Genomic DNA, 15,967 nt, shown 5'->3' on the forward strand with positions numbered 1-15,967 from the left:
CCCCTGAATGATCGAAAGCCGGTTAGCCGGTGCTCACCTTAGGATCGGACGGGTGCTGCGTCCCACGTATCCGATCAAGACCCGCCGACTGGCCCTGCGCCCGTATGCGGCCGACGACCTCGACGCGCTGTTCGCGATCGAGTCCAGGGCGGACGTCTGCAAGTACCTGTACTGGGAGCCGCGCACCCGCGCCGAGGTCGCCGCCGACCTGGAGCGGCGGATGGCGACGACCACGCTGGAGAACGAGGGGGACGCGCTGCGGCTCGCGGTCACCCTGCTCGACACCGGCGAGCTGATCGGCGGGGTGATGCTGGCCTGGCGCAGCGTCGAGCACAGCGGCGGCGAGATCGGCTTCGTCCTGCACCCCGACCACCACGGCAGGGGCTACGCCGGGGAGGCCGCCGTCCAGTTGCTGCGGCTGGGCTTCGAGGACTTGGGGCTGCACCGCGTCTTCGCCCGGCTCGACGCGGCCAACCGGCCGTCCGGCAGGCTGCTCGAACGGCTGGGGATGCGGTTCGAGGGGCGGTTCCGGGAAAACGAGTTCGTCAAGGGCGCCTGGACCGACGAAGCCGTCTACGCGATGCTCGCCCACGAGTGGCGCGACCTGACCGAGGGCTAGTCCGGGGCCTTGTCCGGGGCTAGCTCATGGGCTGGTCCAGCGCGCGAAACCGCTCGTGCGCTGCCTGCCTGCTGACCCCGAGCGCCGCGCCGACGTCGGCCCAGGACGCGCCGGTCGCGCGGGCCGCGGCCACCGCTCGCTCGGTGAGCGGACGCTGCCAGGACTCGACCTCGGCCAGCAGTTTCAGCGCCACCTCGGGCCGGCACCTGGTCAGCTCCTCGACCTGCTCGCGCAGGATGTCGGACTTGACCAGCAGCCACGACGGCGGCTCCGCCTCCAGCGCGGCCAGCGCGTGCGCGCGCATCCAGTGCTCGACGGCCTCGTCGCGGCTGGGGAAGCCGCGGTCGGCGGTCCAGCCGCAGTCGCAGGCCGGGCGCAGGTCGGTGATGGTCGCGCGGTGGCCGTGGATCTCCAAGTCGTCCATGGGTGTCAAGGTACCTTGACGTCTCCTGGGGATCACTCGGTCAGGTGGACCGGCGGCGCGGGAGGTGTGGTCGACGCTGGGCCGGGGCACGCCCAGATCCCCGCTGTTCGCCTGAATAGGCAAGACGGAAGGAAGCCGGATGTCTCTGACCCGTGCCGTCATCGTCGCCGGGAGCAGTCTCGCGTTGCTGGTCTCGGCGGTCCCCGGCGCCGCCGCCGACGACCGCGCCGACCCGGTGGTCCTCGACACCGTCGACAGCCTGGAAGAGTTGAAGCCCATGCGGGTGGCGTTCTGCCTGTCCGGTCCCAACGCGCAGTCGCGCTACGACGTGACCGCCGAGGCGCTGGAACCCGACGACTCCCCGGACGGCGAGATGTGCGCGATCGCCGATGTTCCCGACGCGCCCACAGGTCCGACAAGCAGCGGGACGGTAAGCGCCAGTCGCGCCACCAGTGAGGACGAGAAACACCTGGGGTCGACCACCACCAGCGACCCCACAAAGCTCAACATTCCCATCAGCGTCTGCAACAGCGCCGCCGGCGTCATACGCATCGTCGTGCCCCGTCTCGGGGCCGACAACGTCGTGGACTGCACAGCCGTCGGCTGACCGGCAGCCTCCCTCCGGGAGTTTTCCGGGCCGAGCCCGGGTGACGCCCGATGCCGGGGCGCGCCCCGCGCGGTGAGGCTGGCGGCATGGGAATCACCACACTTGTCGCGCTGGCGACCAGCGCGCTCCTCGTCACCGCCCCGTCCGCCGACTTACCGCCGCTCGACCCCGCGCTGATGCTGGCGTCGATCTCCGGCCTGCCCAACACCGACGTGTCCGCCGCGATCGTGCAAGTGCGCGGCAGCGCGGGTGAGTGGGCGGGGACCGCCGGGGTCGCCGACATCCACACCGCCTGCCCTGTGCCGCAGGACGGGCGGTTCCGCGTCGGCAGCATCACCAAGACGTTCACCGCGACCGCGGTTCTCCAACTGGCCGCGCGGGGGCGGATCGACCTGGGCCGCGACGTGCGGTCCTACCTGCCTGATCTGCTGCCCGCCGAGTACCCGCCCATCACCATCCGCCAGCTGCTCAACTACACCGCGGGCCTGTCCGGCATCGACTTCGACCACAAGGACCCGGCGTGGTTCCTCGCGCACGGTTCGACACCTGGACACCGCGCCAGCTCGTCGACCTCTCGGTGCGGGGCAAGCCGATGGTCTTCGCGCCCGGGACCAAGCAGCTCTATGGGAACGTCACCTACCACGTCCTGGGCATGGTGATCGAGCAGGTGACCGGCCGCCCCTACGGCGAGTCGATCCGCGACGGGATCATCCGGCCGCTGCGGCTGTCCGGCACAACTGTGCCGGGCGCCGACACGCGTATCCACGGCCCGCACGCGCGCGCCTACGAGGCCGTCACCGTCGACGGGCGGACCAAGCACATCGACGTCACCAAGGCCAACCCGACGTTCCAGTGGGCCGCGGCCGAGATCGTCTCCACCGCGCCCGACCTGGACCGCTTCCTGGTCGCGCTGATGTCGGGCGAGCTGCTGCCGCCCGCGCAGACCGCCGAGCTGTTCGCCGTCCCGGACGTCGCGGCCCACGACGGCGACGACGACCCGGCCAACGACGTCCCCGCGCACTTCGGCGGCGGCATCGGCCGGTTCGCGGTGGCGGGTGTCGAGTTCTGGGGCAAGACCGGCGACCGGCCCGGCTTCGCCAGCGGCGTGGGGGCCGTGCGCGACCTGTCCCGGCGGCTGGTGTACTCGCTCAACACCCTGCACATGGGCGGCGACGAGCAGCCCGAGACGGCGCGGCGGATAATCGCGGCGGCGTCGGGCGTGGGGTGAGCGAGACAGGGCCTAGCATCGTCGGCGGGTGACTGTGCCCACATGCGCGCGCCGCACGACCGGCTACCAGTACGCTTGTACCGTTTACAAGGCGCGTGGCAGGAAAAGGCGAGAGGAGCACCGCGGCTCATGGCCAAGATCAAGGTCCAGGGAACGGTCGTCGAACTCGACGGCGACGAGATGACCCGCATCATCTGGCAGTTCATCAAGGACAAGCTGATCCACCCGTACCTGGACGTCACCCTCGAGTACTACGACCTCGGCATCGAGCACCGGGACGCCACCGACGACCAGGTGACGATCGACGCCGCCAACGCCATCAAGAAGCACGGCGTCGGGGTCAAGTGCGCCACCATCACCCCGGACGAGGCGCGCGTCGAGGAGTTCGGCCTCAAGAAGATGTGGATCTCGCCCAACGGCACGATCCGCAACATCCTCGGCGGCGTGGTCTTCCGCGAGCCGATCATCATCTCGAACATCCCGCGACTGGTGCCCGGCTGGACCAAGCCGATCATCATCGGCCGCCACGCCCACGGCGACCAGTACAAGTCGACCAACTTCAAGGTGCCCGGCCCGGGCAAGGTGACCATCACCTTCACCCCGACCGACGGCTCCGAGCCGATCGAGCACACCGTGGTCGAGATGCCAGAAGACGGCGGCGTCGTCATGGGCATGTACAACTTCAACAAGTCCATCGAGGACTTCGCCCGGGCCTCGTTCTCCTACGGCCTGCAGCGCGACTACCCGGTCTACATGTCGACCAAGAACACCATCCTCAAGGCCTACGACGGCGCGTTCAAGGACATCTTCCAGCGCGTCTTCGAGGAGGAGTTCAAGGCCGAGTTCGACGCCAAGGGCCTCACCTACGAGCACCGCCTCATCGACGACATGGTCGCCGCGGCCATGAAGTGGGAGGGCGGCTACGTCTGGGCGTGCAAGAACTACGACGGCGACGTCCAGTCCGACACCGTCGCGCAGGGCTTCGGCTCGCTGGGCCTGATGACCTCCGTGCTGATGACCCCGGACGGCAAGACCGTCGAGGCCGAGGCGGCGCACGGCACCGTCACCCGGCACTTCCGCCAGCACCAGGCTGGCAAGCCGACCTCGACCAACCCGATCGCGTCGATCTTCGCCTGGACCCGCGGCCTCATGCACCGCGGCAAGCTCGACGGCACCCCCGAGGTGATCGAGTTCGCCGAGAAGCTTGAGCAGGTCGTCGTGGAGACCGTCGAGAGCGGCCGGATGACCAAGGACCTGGCCCTGCTCGTCGGCCCGGACCAGGAGTGGCAGACCACCGAGGAGTTCTTGAACACCCTCGACGAGAACCTGCAGAAGAAGATGGCGGGCTGACACATCCGCTGAGCAGGGCCTCCGGCGCGCGCGCCGGAGGCCCTGCTTCGTCACCCAGCGTGCCCGCGTTGGCTCCAGTGGGTGGTTCCTGGATTTGACCCTGGCGCGAACGCACTAAAGTCGGGAATCGTTGTCACGACGGTGTTCGTGCTTAAGGGAGCGTGCCTGGTGTTGGTGCCGAAGCGAACGATGCTCGTGGGCGCGGCCCTGGTGGGCGTGGTCGTCGTCTACTCGATGGGGGTCGAGCCGCCTGGTCGCGACGGCTCCGCGCCCGCGAGCAGCGAGTCCAAGTGCCGGGTCGAGGTGACCGCTGACGTGCTCAACGTCCGGGCCGCGCCGGACGGCAAGGCTGAGATCGTGGGCAAGTTCAAGCAGGGGGCCGAGGCTGACGCCGAGGTGATCGTGCAGAACGGGTTCCGGATGCTTGGTGAGAACCGGTGGGCTTCTGCTGAGTTCTTGAAGCCGTTGCCTGGGCGGGCTTGCGACTGAGTCCGCTGGCTGGCTGGCTGCTGCTGTCTGCTGGATGGGGTGGCTGGCTTCGGGGCTGGGTGGGCGTGGCTGTGGGGTTTGCTCGATGGGGTGGAGTGGTTTCTTCGGGGCCCCTACGAAGGAAGATCCCGTCGCGGGGAAAGACGGGTGGGGAGCCTCCGGCCCCACGACCACGGCGAGTTCAGGGATCTTCCTTCACCCCCGAAGAAACCACTCCACCCCATCGAGCACCTGGCGGGCGCTGGTTCGGCCTGGCAGGAGGGCAGGTGGGCTGCACCGCAACCATCGAGCACCTGGCAGGGCCGGTCCTGTTGGCAGGAGGGTGGGTGCCCTCTCCCCCGCACCGGTCGAGCACCGGGCGGGCGTGGGGGCGGCCTGGCAGGGGCGGGTGTGGTCTTGAGATGGGTGGGTGGGTGTTTCCTCTCTCTCTTCTCTCTTCTGGTGAGGTGGCCTTCGGGGTGGGGTGGGGGTCGCCTCTAGGGTTGGGTTGTGCTGACCGTCTCCACTGTGAATGTCAATGGGTTGCGTGCCGCCGCCAAGAAGGGGTTTGTCGAGTGGCTGGCGGCTACTGAGGCGGACATCGTGTGTCTGCAAGAGGTTCGGGCCGCGCCTGATGATCTGCCTGAGGATCTTGCCGCTCCGGCTGGGTGGCACACCGTGCACGCCGACTCGCGGGTGCTCAAGGGGCGCAGCGGGGTGGCGATCTACTCCCGGGCTCAGCCGTCGGCTACGCGGGTTGGGTATGGGGTCACGGAGTTCGAGGCCAGTGGGCGTTATGTCGAGGCCTGGTACCCGGGGGTGGTCGTCGGCAGTTTGTACTTGCCCAGTGGTGAGGTCGGGACGTTGCGGCAGGAGCAGAAGGAGCGGTTCATGGCGACCTTCCTGCCCTACCTGGTCGAACTGCGGGACAAGGCGGCCGCCAGTGGGTGTGAGGTCGTCGTCTGTGGGGACTGGAACATCGCGCACCAGGAGATCGACCTGAAAGCGTGGAAGGCCAACCGGAAGAACTCCGGGTTCACCCCTGGGGAACGGGCCTGGATGGGGCGCGTCTTCGATGAGGCGGGCTACCGGGACGTCTTGCGGGTGCTGCGTCCGGAAGGTCCCGGCCCGTACACGTGGTGGTCTTACCGCGGGAAGGCATACGACAACGACAGTGGGTGGCGGATCGACTACCAGGTCGCCACCCCGGGGTTGGCGACGCGCGCGGTCAAGGCTGTGGTGGAACGCGCGGACAGCTACGACGACCGCTGGTCCGACCACGCTCCCTTCACCGCGGTGTACGACTGGCCAGCGGGTGGGGATCAGGCACAATCATGACCAGGAGGTGATGGCGGTGCACGAACTCATCGAGGCCAAGCGGCACGAGATCGAGAACCTGTGCCGCGCCTTGGGGGTCGCTCGTCTCGATGTGTTCGGCTCGGCCCTCGGCGGCCGGTTCGACCCGCTCACCAGCGATGTCGATGCCCTGGTGGAGTTCAACGTGACACCGGGCTTTGACTACTTCGACAGCTACTTCGCCCTCAAGGAGGGGCTGGAGCGGATATTCGGCCGCCAGGTCGACCTGGTGAGCGGTGCGAGCCTTCGTAACCCGTACTTCCGACAGAGCGTCCTGGAGACCAGGGAAACCCTGTATGCGGCGTGATCCACGCGCCTATCTGTGGGACGCGCTACGAGCGGCGGATCTACTCGATCAGTTCCGGGAAGGCAAGTCTTTCACGGACTATCAGTCGGATGCCCTGCTGAGTTCTGCGGTCGAACGCCAGTTTGAGATCATCGGCGAGGCTCTCAACAGGCTGTCGAAGGTTGACGCAGAACTTGCGGCTTCACTCCCGGATCTGCCTCGCATCGTGGCCTTCCGCAACATTTTGATCCATGGGTACGCCGATGTCGACGATGCGCTGGTGTGGCAGGTCCTGACTGAGAAGTTGCCTGCGCTGAAGAAGACTCTCCGCGTCCTGCTTGATCGACTTGACCGGTCTGTCTCGGATGGTTGACCGGGCGTAAGCCGCTGCGGTCGTCAACTGCACGGGAGGCGGAGCGCGGTATGTGCTTGATCGACTACCCCGTGGCACTGGCCACCCGCCAGGGGGATACGCTCGGGGGGCAGCTAGCCGATCGTGCGGTTCTGGGTGTCGATGATTGACACGGTCGGTAGCTTTTTCAGGGTCCACGCAGGAGTGCTTAGTCCGGTTGAGGGACGGTGCTACGGGTGTCAGGCGGTGTCAGTTCGTGAAAGCGCAGGCGGTGCGTGACCTGGGGGGCCGCATCGGTGTGCCCGTGACGGTCTCGGTGGCTCTGCTGGTGGGCACGGCGGAATCGGCTGCCGCGGCGACGGCGGCGGTGGAGAGCACCGCGCAGTTTCCCTTCGGTGGGCCGTTGGGGATCGGGGCCGTCGTCGTGGGGGCCGGGGGACTGGTGCTGGGACTGGTGCGCCGCCGCCGGGTGACCGCCGCTGCCGCCGCGGCTGAGAAGCTTGCCGAGCCGGTTGTGGTCTCGTTGCCGCTGACCGTCCCCACCCGCGGAGAAGGCCACCTCCACTACGCGGGGCGTGGCGAAGGTGGCCTTCAACAGACCCGTTCCTAGCTGACCGCGTCCAGGGCATCGACCAGGCCGGAGCCGTAGAAGCCGCGGCCGGTGACGCCGCCCTCGCAGGTCGCCGCCCACACGCCGGTGCCGTCGGGGTCGTAGACGCCGGGCGGGCAGGGGAGGCGGTCGGCGTCCAGGCGCAGTTCCGTGATCACCCGGGCCGCCGACCAGTCGGGATGGGTCGAGCGGATCAGGGCTGCCACGCCCGCCGCGTGCGGGGAGGCCATCGACGTGCCCTGCTTGTAGCCCCAGGCGCCGTTGACGATCGTGGACAGGACCCGGCCGTTGCGGTCGGGGGTGTTCGGGATCTGCATCCGGTCGCCGCCGGGGGCGGCCACCTCGGTCTCGGTGACGCCGTAGTTGGAGAAGTACGACTTGAGGTTGCGCGCGCCGGTCGAGGACACGCCGACCACGCCGCGGACCTCGGCGGGCAGTTTCACGCACTCGTTGCCGGTCTCGCGGGTCACCGGGGTGCCGTTGTTCGGGCTGCCCTCATCGATGATGTCGTGCGAGAGGTCCCAGTTGCTGTTGCCCAGCGCGGCGACGTTGACCACGCCGCGGTTGGCCGAGTAGTCGATCGCGCGGGTGACCGCGGTCGCCACGGCCCGCTGGTCCGGGTCGGTCTTGCACCACAGGTACCACGGGTCGACGAAGTAGGAGTTGTTCGTGACCTTGATGCCGTGCTCGGCTGCCCAGATGAACCCGCAGATCGCGTACTCGGGGTAGATGAACCCGTCGTCGTCGACGACCTTGACCGAGGCGACCTTCACCTTCGGGGCGACGCCGACGATGCCGACGCCGTTCTTCGCCGCGGCGATGATGCCCGCGACGTGCGTGCCGTGGTCGCTGGTGGTGGGCGACCACGCGGCGGGCGAGGTGTCCGGGACGCCCTCGTTCACGCAGCCGACCGAGCGGGCGGCGTCGACGTTCGGGGCCAGGTCCGGGTGGCTCGCCTCGATGCCGGAGTCGAGCACCCCGACAACCAGGTCGGGGCTGCCACCGGAGACGGCGTGCGCCCGGTCGGCCTTGATCGCCGCCAGGTTCCACTGGTTGACGCTCAGCGGGTCGCCCGCGGCGGTCTGCTGCTGCGGGGCGTCGGCCGCGATGACCGCATCGGTGGCCTCGATGTCCTGGTCCGGGGCGGTGGCCGACAGTGTGAGCGCGGGATCGGCCAGCTCGGCCAGGTTCCGCGTCGCGCCCGCGGCCTGCACGCCCGGCTTGCCGCGGACGACGGCGGCGAAGTCGGGTTTGGCCGACGCGGCGATCACCACGCCGATTTGCGGCCAGCTCTGCACCACCGCGCCACCCGAGGCGCGCACCGCCTGGTCGAGCGCGCTCACGTCGCCGGTCGACTTGCTCAGGACGACGAAGTGCGCCTCGCCCGCCGCGGGCTCGGCGACGGCCGGGTGACCGGTCGCCGCGGCGAGCCCCGCCGCGGTCGCGACGGCCACCGCGACGCCGAGCAGGCGCAGTCGGGACCGTCGTCGGAGTGATCTCTGCACGGAAAACCTCCAGATGTGACTGAGTCACCGGATCGCGCGCCGGTCAGGCGGCTGGGGCGACCTGGTGCGCAGAACCTGTCATTCACGGACTTCACTCGGCAATCCGCCGGATGGGGCAGCGGCTCACCCGACCCGGGCCCGGTCCGGGCCGACTGGGACAATCGACGCGTGTCGACCGAGCCAGCCAGCACCCCGCCGGAGCGCAAGCCGCGCGTCCTGTCCGGCATCCAGCCCACCGCCGACTCGTTCCACCTCGGCAACTACCTCGGCGCCGTGCGGCAGTGGGTCGCGCTGCAGGAGACCCACGACGCGTTCTACTTCCTCGCGGACCTGCACGCGATCACCGTCGAGCACGACCCGAAGCTGCTGCGCAAGCGCACCCGGGCCTCGGCGGCGCAGCTGCTCGCGCTCGGCCTCGACCCGGAGCGGGCCACGCTGTTCGCGCAGAGCCAGGTGCACGAGCACGCGGAGCTGGGCTGGGTGATGCAGTGCCTCACCGGGTTCGGAGAGGCGAGCCGGATGACGCAGTTCAAGGACAAGTCGGCCAAGCAGGCGATGGTCTCCGTCGGATTGTTCACCTACCCCGTCTTGCAGGCTGCGGACATCTTGCTTTACCGACCGCAGTATGTGCCGGTCGGCGAAGACCAACGCCAGCATCTTGAACTGACCCGCGACCTCGCGCAGCGGTTCAACTCCCGGTTCGGCAAGACTTTCCAACCGCCGGAGCCGTTCATCCTCAAGGACACCGCCAAGATCTTCGACCTGCAAGACCCGTCGGCGAAGATGAGCAAGTCGGCGTCGAGTCCGGGCGGGATCGTCGAACTCCTGGACGACCCGAAGGTGTCGGCCAAGAAGATCCGCTCCGCGGTGACCGACGCGGGCCGCGAGGTCGTGTTCGACCCGGAGAACAAGCCGGGCGTGAGCAACCTGCTCGGCATCTACTCCGCGTTGACCGACCGCGGCATCGCGGACTTGCAGAACGCCTACGACGGCAAGGGATACGGCGACCTCAAGAAGGATCTCGCCGAGGTCGTCGCCGAGTTCGTCACGCCAGTGCGCGCGCAGGTCAAGTCCTATCTGGACGATCCGGCCGAATTGGACAAGATCCTGCGCCGCGGCGCGGAACGGGCGCGCGAGGTCGCCGCGGCCACCCTGTCCCGGGTGTACGACAAGGTCGGCTTCCTGCGCTGAGGTGGCGCCCTGCGCCGCCGGAACAGCTGTGGCATCGCTATCCCTTCCGCGGCGGAACGCTGGAGAAAACGGGCTGGAATCCAACGTTAACCCGGGTTTTCGGCCGCGGAAGCGCTGTCACTCGAAGGTGTCCGGGAATCCGAAGTGGATTCGCGTTGCGGGGAGTCGCCGCGACCTTTAGCTTTCACTCGTGACGGGGACCCCAAACGAGTCAAAGATGGCCCGACTACGTGAACGCAGGCCGGGAATCGACCACCTGATCAGAGCCTACGACGCGTTCACCGAGCGGTACGGCAACCACTTCGCCGCGTCGATCACCTACTTCAGCGTCCTGTCGCTGTTTCCGTTGCTGCTCATCGGGTTCGCCGTCCTCGGCTTCGTCCTCGCGGGCCAGCCGGACACGCTGGAGTCCTTCCAGGAGAGCATCACCGAGTCCGCGCCCGGCAACCTGCGCGGCCTGCTCACCGACCTGGTGAAAACCGCGGTCGAGCAGCGCGGCGCGGTCGGCGTCATCGGCCTGCTTTCCGCCGCGTACACCGGCCTGGGCTGGATGAGCAACCTCCGCGACGCGCTGACCGCGCAGTGGGGCCAGAAACCGGTGCGGCAGTCGTTCCTGCGCGGCACCGCGGTCGACCTGCTCGCCCTGCTCGGCCTCGGCTCGGCGATGGTGGTCTCCTTCGGCCTCAGCGCCGCGGGCAGCGGCCTCGCCGACCTGCTGCTGAGACTGGTCGGCCTCGACGGCTACGGGTGGGCCAAGGTCCTGCTGTTCCTCGTCGCGACCGCGCTGTCCCTCGGCGCGAACTGGCTGGTGTTCCTCTGGGTGATCTCCCGCCTGCCGCGCACCTCGGTCAGCGCCCGCAGCGCCATGCGCGGCGCGCTGGCCGCGGCGATCGGCTTCGAGATCCTCAAGCTCATCGGGACGGTCTACCTCAACAGCGTCCTCGGCGGCCCGCTCGGCGCGCTGGTGGGGCCGATCGTGGGTCTGCTGGTGTTCGCGAACCTGGTGTCGCGGTTCCTGCTGTTCGTCACCGCGTGGACGGCGACGGCCAAGGAGAACATCGTCGAGGAGCCGCCGCCCGCGCCGCCCCCCGCGGTGATCCGGCCCGCGGTGACGGTCTCGGGCGCGCCGCGGGTCGGCGACGCGCTCGGGCTCGTCGGCGTCGGGGCCGTGCTGGCGTGGGCGCTGCGGCCCCGACGCAAACCCTGAGCCCCGTGGTCGGTCAGCCCGCCATCCGGGCCGCGCGGGCGGCCTTGGCGCGCTTGCGGCGGATCCACAGGGCGAAGGAGACCAGGACCGCCACGCCCGCCAGGACCACCAGCGGGGCGCCGTAGGTGCCGAACGCCGAACGCTGCGCGTCGGCCACCTGGCGCTCGGCCGCCTGCTGGTCCGTCGCGGCCGCGCTGCCCAGGCCGGTGTTCTGCTTGGGCTGCGCCTCCGGCGCGTGGTCGACCAGCTTGCCGACCGGCTTGGCGCGCTCGTCGGCCAGCGCGAAGCCGTAGTCGAGCAGCTTGGCGGCCTGCTCGGCCAGCGGGGCCGGGTTCGACTCGCCGCGCAGCAGGACCACCGAGATCCGCCGCTGGCCCTTCTTGGCCGCGCCCAGGTAGGTGTGCCGGGCGTCGTCGGTGAAGCCGGTCTTGCCGCCGAGGAAGCCGGGGTAGCGGCCGAGGAGGCGGTTGTCGTTGTTGACCTTGTAGCCGGGCCTGCTGCCGTAGCCGGGGAAGTCGATCGACTTGGTCGAGATGGCCTCGGCGAACTCCTTGTGCTTCATCGCCGCGCGGAAGACCAGGCTCAGGTCGTAGGCCGAGGTGCTCATGCCCGGCCCGTCCAGGCCGGACGGGGTGGCCGCGCGGGTGTCCAGCGCGCCCAGCTCCTTGGCCAGGGCGTTCATCTTCTCCAGCGCCGAGGGCAGCCCGCCGAGCTGCCGGGCCAGCGCGTGCGCCGCGTCGTTGCCCGACCGCATGACCAGCGCGAACAGCAGCTGGCGGACGGTGTAGCTGCCGCCAGGGCCGACCCCGACCTTGGTGCCCTCCTGGTTGGCGTCCTCCTGGGTGCCCTCGACCACCTCGTCCAGGCGCAACTCGCGCACCACGGCGATCGCCAGCAGGGTCTTGATCAACGACGCGGGCCGCTCCCGGGCGTGCGGGTCCTTCGCGGCCAGCACGTCGCCGGTGTCGATGTCGGCGATCACCCAGGACGCCGAGGTCACGTCACCGGGCATGACCGCGTCCGCGCCAACGGGCTGGACCAGGCCGCACTCGCCCATCCGGGTCCCGCCGACCGGCTCGTCCGGCACCGGGAGCGGCTGCGGGCTGACCTCGCCCGGCTTCGGCTCCTCGGAGGTGTCCACCGGCGGCGGCGGACGGTCGTGGTTCTGGCACTGGGCGCTGTTCTGCCCCTCGGTGGGCTGGGCCTTCTCAGGCCCCCCCGGGGCTGCCTTGGCGCCGGGCGTCGCGAGCAGAGCCGCGACGATCAGGGCGCACAGAGACACGAAAAGAGCGGGCACGGACCTGCGGGCTGCGAAGCGCACCTCAGCAGATTAAGGCCTGTCACGATCCGGCCACGATCCGCCCTGTCACCCACACGTGGCAATGTCGCGTCCGCGCTGGATACTGCCCGTGTGACGCTCACCCGCCGCGCCTCGCTTTTCCTGCTCGCCTTCGGCATCTGGTCGTGGGTGATCTGGCCGACCTTCCTCAAAAATATCTGGGCAGACCCCCGATCGTGGACCGACGGCGCGCCCACCGGGTTCTTCGTCGTCCATGCCCTGCTGACCGCGGCGTCCCTGCTGTTCGGCACCATCATCGGGGTCATCGGCTGGCGGGCCTGGATCGCTCGGAGAAGGAGCTGACGTGGAGTTCGTCCGACTGTCACTGGTCTTCCTGCACCTGCTGGGCATGGGCGCGCTGGTGGGCGCGTTCCTGCTGCAACAGCGTGACCGCGCGGTGGTGAACAAGGGCTGGCTGCACGGGGCGGGCCTGCAGCTGCTCACCGGCATCGCCCTGATGGGCCTCGCCCCACTCACCGACGCCGACTACAACCACATGAAGCTGGGCATCAAGCTCCTGGTCGTGGTCGCCATCGCGGGCCTGGCGTTCGCCTTCACCGCCAAGAAGACCGCCCCCACCTGGCTCAACCCCACCCTCGGCGGGCTGCTGGTGCTCAACATCGGCCTGGCGGTGTTCTGGACCTGACCCGCCCTGTCGGCGAGAGTTCGCGAAGTCTTCCGCCCCGCCACGCCTGCCGTCTTCTTCCGTCGATCCCCCTTTCGGGGGCTGCGGTTCGTCTGGCCGCGCCGGGTTACCGGTGGGTAATCTGGCGGTATGCCTACCGGCCGGAAGTATGACGTCGTGTTGTTCGGGGCCACCGGGTTCACCGGTGCGCTGACCGCGGAGTACCTGGCGCGGAACGCGCCCGCGCGGATGCGGTGGGCGCTGGCGGGGCGGAACGCGCGGAAGCTCGCCGAGGTGCGGTTGCGGCTGGCCGCCATCGACCCGCTGTTGGCGGAGATGGACCTGCTGGTCGCCGACGTGGAGGACCCGGCCTCGCTCAAAGCGGTGGCCGAGGCGGCCCGGGTCGTGGTGACGACAGTCGGGCCTTACATCAACTACGGGGACGCGCTGGTGGCCGCGTGCGCGCAGGCGGGCACCGACTACGCGGACCTGACCGGCGAGCCGGAGTTCGTCGACCGCACGTACCTGCGCCACCACAAGACGGCCGTGGCCAGCGGGGCGCGGCTCGTGCACTGCTGCGGGTTCGACTCGATCCCGTACGACCTCGGGGTCTACTACACGGTGAAGCACCTGCCCGAGGGGGCGCCGCTGAAGGTGGAGGGGTTCGCCAGCGCGAACGCGGCGTTCTCCGGGGGCACATTCCACTCGGCGGTGACGGCGTTCTCCCGGCTGCGAGCGAGCGCGCGGGCAGCGAGGGAACGGCGCCAAGCCGAGGGCAAACCTCAGGGCCGCACAGTGCGCGGCCTGGTCGGCAAACCCCGCCACGAGAAGAAGGTGGGCGCATGGGCCCTGCCCGCCGCGACGATCGACCCCCAGATCGTGCTGCGGTCGGCTCGGGCGCTGCCCAGGTACGGGCCGGAGTTCGGCTACGGGCACTACCTCGCCATCAAGAAACTCCCGGTGGCGGTCGGACTCGTCGGCGGCGTGGCCGCCCTGCTCGCACTCGCCCAAGTGCCACCCGCGCGAAACTGGCTGCTCGGCCGAAAGAAGCCGGGCGACGGCCCGTCAGCGGCCAAGCGGGACAAGTCCTGGTTCAAGGTGGTGTTCCTCGGCGAGGGCGGCGGCAAACGAGTCGTCACCGAGGTGTCCGGCGGCGACCCCGGCTACAGCGAGACATCCAAGATGCTCGGCGAGGCCGCCATGTGCCTCGCCTTCGACGACCTACCCCCAACCTCAGGCCAGGTGACCACCGCGGTAGCCATGGGCGACGCCCTGACCGAACGTCTGATAGCGGCAGGCATCAAGTTCAGCGTCCGCGAGGGCTGACCGGCCGGGTTCCGCAAGCGCCCGCCTCGATGATCGCGAGTTATCCACAGGCGCGGCGGTGCATCTTCCCCCCGCTGACCTGCGGCGATAGACTGGAACGGGGTCAGCCCCCAGGGTGGGTGGGGCTTTGTTGTGGAGCTGTGGGGCTGTGGGGCGGCGAATGAAGGTTTCGCGGGCATGGTGCGGCCTGCCACCCGCCTACCCGCCAACCGCACCCAAGGCTCGCCAACTGCTCGATGGGGTGGAGCAGCAAGGACACCGGCCCATCTGCCAGGCAGCACCCACGCTCGCCAGCCAACCCCACGAAAGCCCGGGAACACCCCCATCGAGTAGATTCCAGCAGCCCCGAAAGCCACCCTCCCCAAGGAAAGGTGGCCTCCAGGAACCCTCAAGCGGCTTGGCTGAACGTGACCTCACCAGTGCGAGTAGGAGCACTGACGTCGTGCAGGAAGGTGGCGACTTCCTTGTACGAAGCCCAGAACCCCAGCTCGTGATAAGGAATCCCCTTCTCCTTGCAGTACTCGATCGTGAGCTGCCGCGCCCTGGGTAACGACTTCTGCGGCATCGCGGGGAACAGGTGATGTTCGATCTGGTAGTTCAGCCCGCCGTACATGAAGTCCATCAACGGCGAAGGGTTGATGTTGCGGGAAGTCAGCACCTGCCGCTCCAGCCAGTCCAGGGTTTCTTCCTCGCCGTCGCGGATTTCCATGCCCTTGTGGTTGGGGGCGAAGATCATTCCGAAGTAGACGCCCATGACCGCCTGCTGCACGACCAGGAAGCCGATGGCCAGCAGGGGGTTGAGGACCAGGAACAGGCAGGTCAGGTAGATCGCGAGGCGCACCAGGATCAGGGCGGACTCCAGGACCGGCGATTTGAGCTCGCCCCGTTTGGCGATCGTCTTCACCGCGGTCTTCTGCATCTTGTACGACTCCAGGGTCAGCAAGATGAAGAACAGGATCGACTGGTGGCGCACGATGAACCGCTGCACCCTGGTCCGGGTGGCGTACTGCTTGATGTCGAATATCGCTGTGCGGCGGCCGATGTCGGGGTCGAGGGACAGGTGGTTGGGGTGGCTGTGGTGGCGGTTGTGGTGGTTGACCCACCAGCCGTAGCTGAAGCCGTTGACCAGGTTGGCGTGGGTGTAGCCGACGATCGTCGCGGACTTGCGGGCGCGGAACATCGACTTGTGGCCCGCGTCGTGGAACATGAAGGACGCCTGGGCGCACCAGAGGCCGCACCACACGGCGACCAGCAGCTGCCAGGGGGAGTCTCCGACGAGGAAGAACGCGGCGATGCCCGCCGCGAGCATTCCCAGGTTCAGCGAGATCCTGCGGTAGTACCAGCCTGCCCGCAGGTCGAGCAGGCCTTCTTTCTTCACCCGCTTGAGCAGCTCGGTGAAGGTGGCCGACTGCGCGGACAGCTGCACGGGGTCCGGCGCCACGGTGTTCGGGGACTGCATCGCGTTGCTCTCTCC

The 15,967-nt window shown here is 69.0% G+C and carries 19 protein-coding genes; 15 read left to right on the forward strand and 4 right to left on the reverse strand.

Annotated elements, in window-relative coordinates:
• Positions 1-52: 52 nt before the first annotated feature.
• The gene (locus tag BLS56_RS17260) at positions 53-619 is read left to right on the forward strand and encodes a GNAT family N-acetyltransferase (RefSeq protein ID WP_091451783.1); all 567 of its coding nucleotides are present in this window, start codon (positions 53-55) and stop codon (positions 617-619) included.
• 19 nt (positions 620-638) lie between these two features.
• Here BLS56_RS17260 and BLS56_RS17265 read toward each other — a convergent pair whose 3' ends face one another.
• Positions 639-1,043 carry a hypothetical protein gene (locus BLS56_RS17265; RefSeq protein WP_091451786.1) on the reverse strand — a complete coding sequence of 135 codons (405 nt, stop codon included), beginning with the start codon at positions 1,041-1,043 and terminating at the stop codon, positions 639-641.
• Between the two features lie 139 nt (positions 1,044-1,182).
• Between BLS56_RS17265 and BLS56_RS17270 the strand changes: the two genes are divergently transcribed.
• The 9 genes from BLS56_RS17270 to BLS56_RS17310 all read left to right on the forward strand — a co-directional run bounded on the left by BLS56_RS17270 (position 1,183) and on the right by BLS56_RS17310 (position 7,300).
• A complete protein-coding gene (locus tag BLS56_RS17270) occupies positions 1,183-1,650 on the forward strand; it encodes a hypothetical protein (protein ID WP_091451788.1) in 468 nt (155 codons plus the stop codon).
• Positions 1,651-1,736: 86 nt separating this feature from the next.
• Positions 1,737-2,309 (forward strand): serine hydrolase domain-containing protein, encoded by a 573-nt coding sequence (locus tag BLS56_RS32785; RefSeq protein ID WP_267463922.1) that lies wholly within the window; start codon positions 1,737-1,739, stop codon positions 2,307-2,309.
• Complete coding sequence (locus BLS56_RS32790; RefSeq protein WP_091451792.1) at positions 2,243-2,878, forward strand: serine hydrolase domain-containing protein; 636 nt, start codon at positions 2,243-2,245, stop codon at positions 2,876-2,878. Before BLS56_RS32785 ends, BLS56_RS32790 begins: the two co-directional genes overlap by 67 nt.
• Positions 2,879-3,007: 129 nt before the next feature.
• Positions 3,008-4,228 carry an NADP-dependent isocitrate dehydrogenase gene (locus BLS56_RS17285; RefSeq protein ID WP_091451795.1) on the forward strand — a complete coding sequence of 407 codons (1,221 nt, stop codon included), beginning with the start codon at positions 3,008-3,010 and terminating at the stop codon, positions 4,226-4,228.
• Between the two features lie 168 nt (positions 4,229-4,396).
• Entirely contained in the window at positions 4,397-4,717 is a 321-nt protein-coding gene (locus BLS56_RS17290) for an SH3 domain-containing protein (protein WP_324187524.1), read from the forward strand.
• Positions 4,718-5,206: 489 nt separating this feature from the next.
• On the forward strand, positions 5,207-6,034 hold the full coding sequence (locus BLS56_RS17295) for an exodeoxyribonuclease III (RefSeq protein ID WP_091451797.1): 828 nt from the start codon (positions 5,207-5,209) through the stop codon (positions 6,032-6,034).
• Between the two features lie 10 nt (positions 6,035-6,044).
• On the forward strand, positions 6,045-6,359 hold the full coding sequence (locus BLS56_RS17300; protein WP_228771716.1) for a nucleotidyltransferase family protein: 315 nt from the start codon (positions 6,045-6,047) through the stop codon (positions 6,357-6,359).
• Positions 6,349-6,711 (forward strand): HepT-like ribonuclease domain-containing protein, encoded by a 363-nt coding sequence (locus BLS56_RS17305; protein WP_091451799.1) that lies wholly within the window; start codon positions 6,349-6,351, stop codon positions 6,709-6,711. The genes BLS56_RS17300 and BLS56_RS17305 overlap by 11 nt, the downstream gene beginning before the upstream one ends.
• A gap of 235 nt (positions 6,712-6,946) precedes the next feature.
• The gene (locus BLS56_RS17310) at positions 6,947-7,300 is read left to right on the forward strand and encodes a hypothetical protein (RefSeq protein ID WP_091451802.1); all 354 of its coding nucleotides are present in this window, start codon (positions 6,947-6,949) and stop codon (positions 7,298-7,300) included.
• Here BLS56_RS17310 and BLS56_RS17315 read toward each other — a convergent pair.
• On the reverse strand, positions 7,297-8,805 hold the full coding sequence (locus BLS56_RS17315; protein ID WP_228771717.1) for a S8 family peptidase: 1,509 nt from the start codon (positions 8,803-8,805) through the stop codon (positions 7,297-7,299). The two genes, BLS56_RS17310 and BLS56_RS17315, sit on opposite strands and share 4 nt — an antisense overlap.
• Positions 8,806-8,973: 168 nt before the next feature.
• Here BLS56_RS17315 and trpS point away from each other — a divergent pair, with 168 nt between their 5' ends.
• Both trpS and yhjD read left to right on the forward strand, forming a co-directional pair.
• Complete coding sequence (trpS, locus tag BLS56_RS17320; protein ID WP_091451808.1) at positions 8,974-9,996, forward strand: tryptophan--tRNA ligase; 1,023 nt, start codon at positions 8,974-8,976, stop codon at positions 9,994-9,996.
• A 217-nt stretch (positions 9,997-10,213) separates the two neighbouring features.
• Positions 10,214-11,203 (forward strand): inner membrane protein YhjD, encoded by a 990-nt coding sequence (yhjD, locus tag BLS56_RS17325; protein ID WP_091451811.1) that lies wholly within the window; start codon positions 10,214-10,216, stop codon positions 11,201-11,203.
• 13 nt (positions 11,204-11,216) lie between these two features.
• On the opposite strand, the gene BLS56_RS17330 is transcribed toward yhjD, so the two are convergent.
• Complete coding sequence (locus BLS56_RS17330) at positions 11,217-12,524, reverse strand: D-alanyl-D-alanine carboxypeptidase family protein (RefSeq protein ID WP_228771718.1); 1,308 nt, start codon at positions 12,522-12,524, stop codon at positions 11,217-11,219.
• 90 nt (positions 12,525-12,614) lie between these two features.
• Here BLS56_RS17330 and BLS56_RS17335 point away from each other — a divergent pair, with 90 nt between their 5' ends.
• The 3 genes from BLS56_RS17335 (at position 12,615) to BLS56_RS17345 (ending at position 14,493) form a co-directional block, all read left to right on the forward strand.
• On the forward strand, positions 12,615-12,845 hold the full coding sequence (locus BLS56_RS17335) for an SCO4848 family membrane protein (RefSeq protein ID WP_091451817.1): 231 nt from the start codon (positions 12,615-12,617) through the stop codon (positions 12,843-12,845).
• Between the two features lies 1 nt (position 12,846).
• Complete coding sequence (locus tag BLS56_RS17340) at positions 12,847-13,188, forward strand: hypothetical protein (protein ID WP_091451820.1); 342 nt, start codon at positions 12,847-12,849, stop codon at positions 13,186-13,188.
• A gap of 129 nt (positions 13,189-13,317) precedes the next feature.
• Entirely contained in the window at positions 13,318-14,493 is a 1,176-nt protein-coding gene (locus tag BLS56_RS17345) for a saccharopine dehydrogenase family protein (protein WP_091451822.1), read from the forward strand.
• A gap of 388 nt (positions 14,494-14,881) precedes the next feature.
• Here the strand turns inward: BLS56_RS17345 and BLS56_RS17350 are convergent, their stop codons facing one another.
• A complete protein-coding gene (locus BLS56_RS17350) occupies positions 14,882-15,952 on the reverse strand; it encodes a fatty acid desaturase family protein (protein ID WP_091451825.1) in 1,071 nt (356 codons plus the stop codon).
• Positions 15,953-15,967: the final 15 nt, after the last annotated feature.

Origin of the sequence: Actinokineospora iranica (assembly GCF_900101685.1) — a bacterium.
Taxonomy (GTDB): domain Bacteria; phylum Actinomycetota; class Actinomycetes; order Mycobacteriales; family Pseudonocardiaceae; genus Actinokineospora; species Actinokineospora iranica.

Bases quoted from the DNA above. Each gene is read 5' to 3' on its own strand.
- BLS56_RS32785 (WP_267463922.1), top strand. From the start codon at position 1,737: ATGGGAATCACCACACTTGTCGCGCTGGCGACCAGCGCGCTCCTCGTC.
- BLS56_RS17300 (WP_228771716.1), top strand. From the start codon at position 6,045: ATGGCGGTGCACGAACTCATCGAGGCCAAGCGGCACGAGATCGAGAAC.
- BLS56_RS17345 (WP_091451822.1), top strand. From the start codon at position 13,318: ATGCCTACCGGCCGGAAGTATGACGTCGTGTTGTTCGGGGCCACCGGG.
- BLS56_RS17265 (WP_091451786.1), bottom strand. From the start codon at position 1,043: ATGGACGACTTGGAGATCCACGGCCACCGCGCGACCATCACCGACCTG.
- BLS56_RS17305 (WP_091451799.1), top strand. From the start codon at position 6,349: ATGCGGCGTGATCCACGCGCCTATCTGTGGGACGCGCTACGAGCGGCG.
- BLS56_RS17350 (WP_091451825.1), bottom strand. From the start codon at position 15,952: ATGCAGTCCCCGAACACCGTGGCGCCGGACCCCGTGCAGCTGTCCGCG.
- BLS56_RS17270 (WP_091451788.1), top strand. From the start codon at position 1,183: ATGTCTCTGACCCGTGCCGTCATCGTCGCCGGGAGCAGTCTCGCGTTG.
- BLS56_RS32790 (WP_091451792.1), top strand. From the start codon at position 2,243: ATGGTCTTCGCGCCCGGGACCAAGCAGCTCTATGGGAACGTCACCTAC.
- yhjD (WP_091451811.1), top strand. From the start codon at position 10,214: ATGGCCCGACTACGTGAACGCAGGCCGGGAATCGACCACCTGATCAGA.
- BLS56_RS17285 (WP_091451795.1), top strand. From the start codon at position 3,008: ATGGCCAAGATCAAGGTCCAGGGAACGGTCGTCGAACTCGACGGCGAC.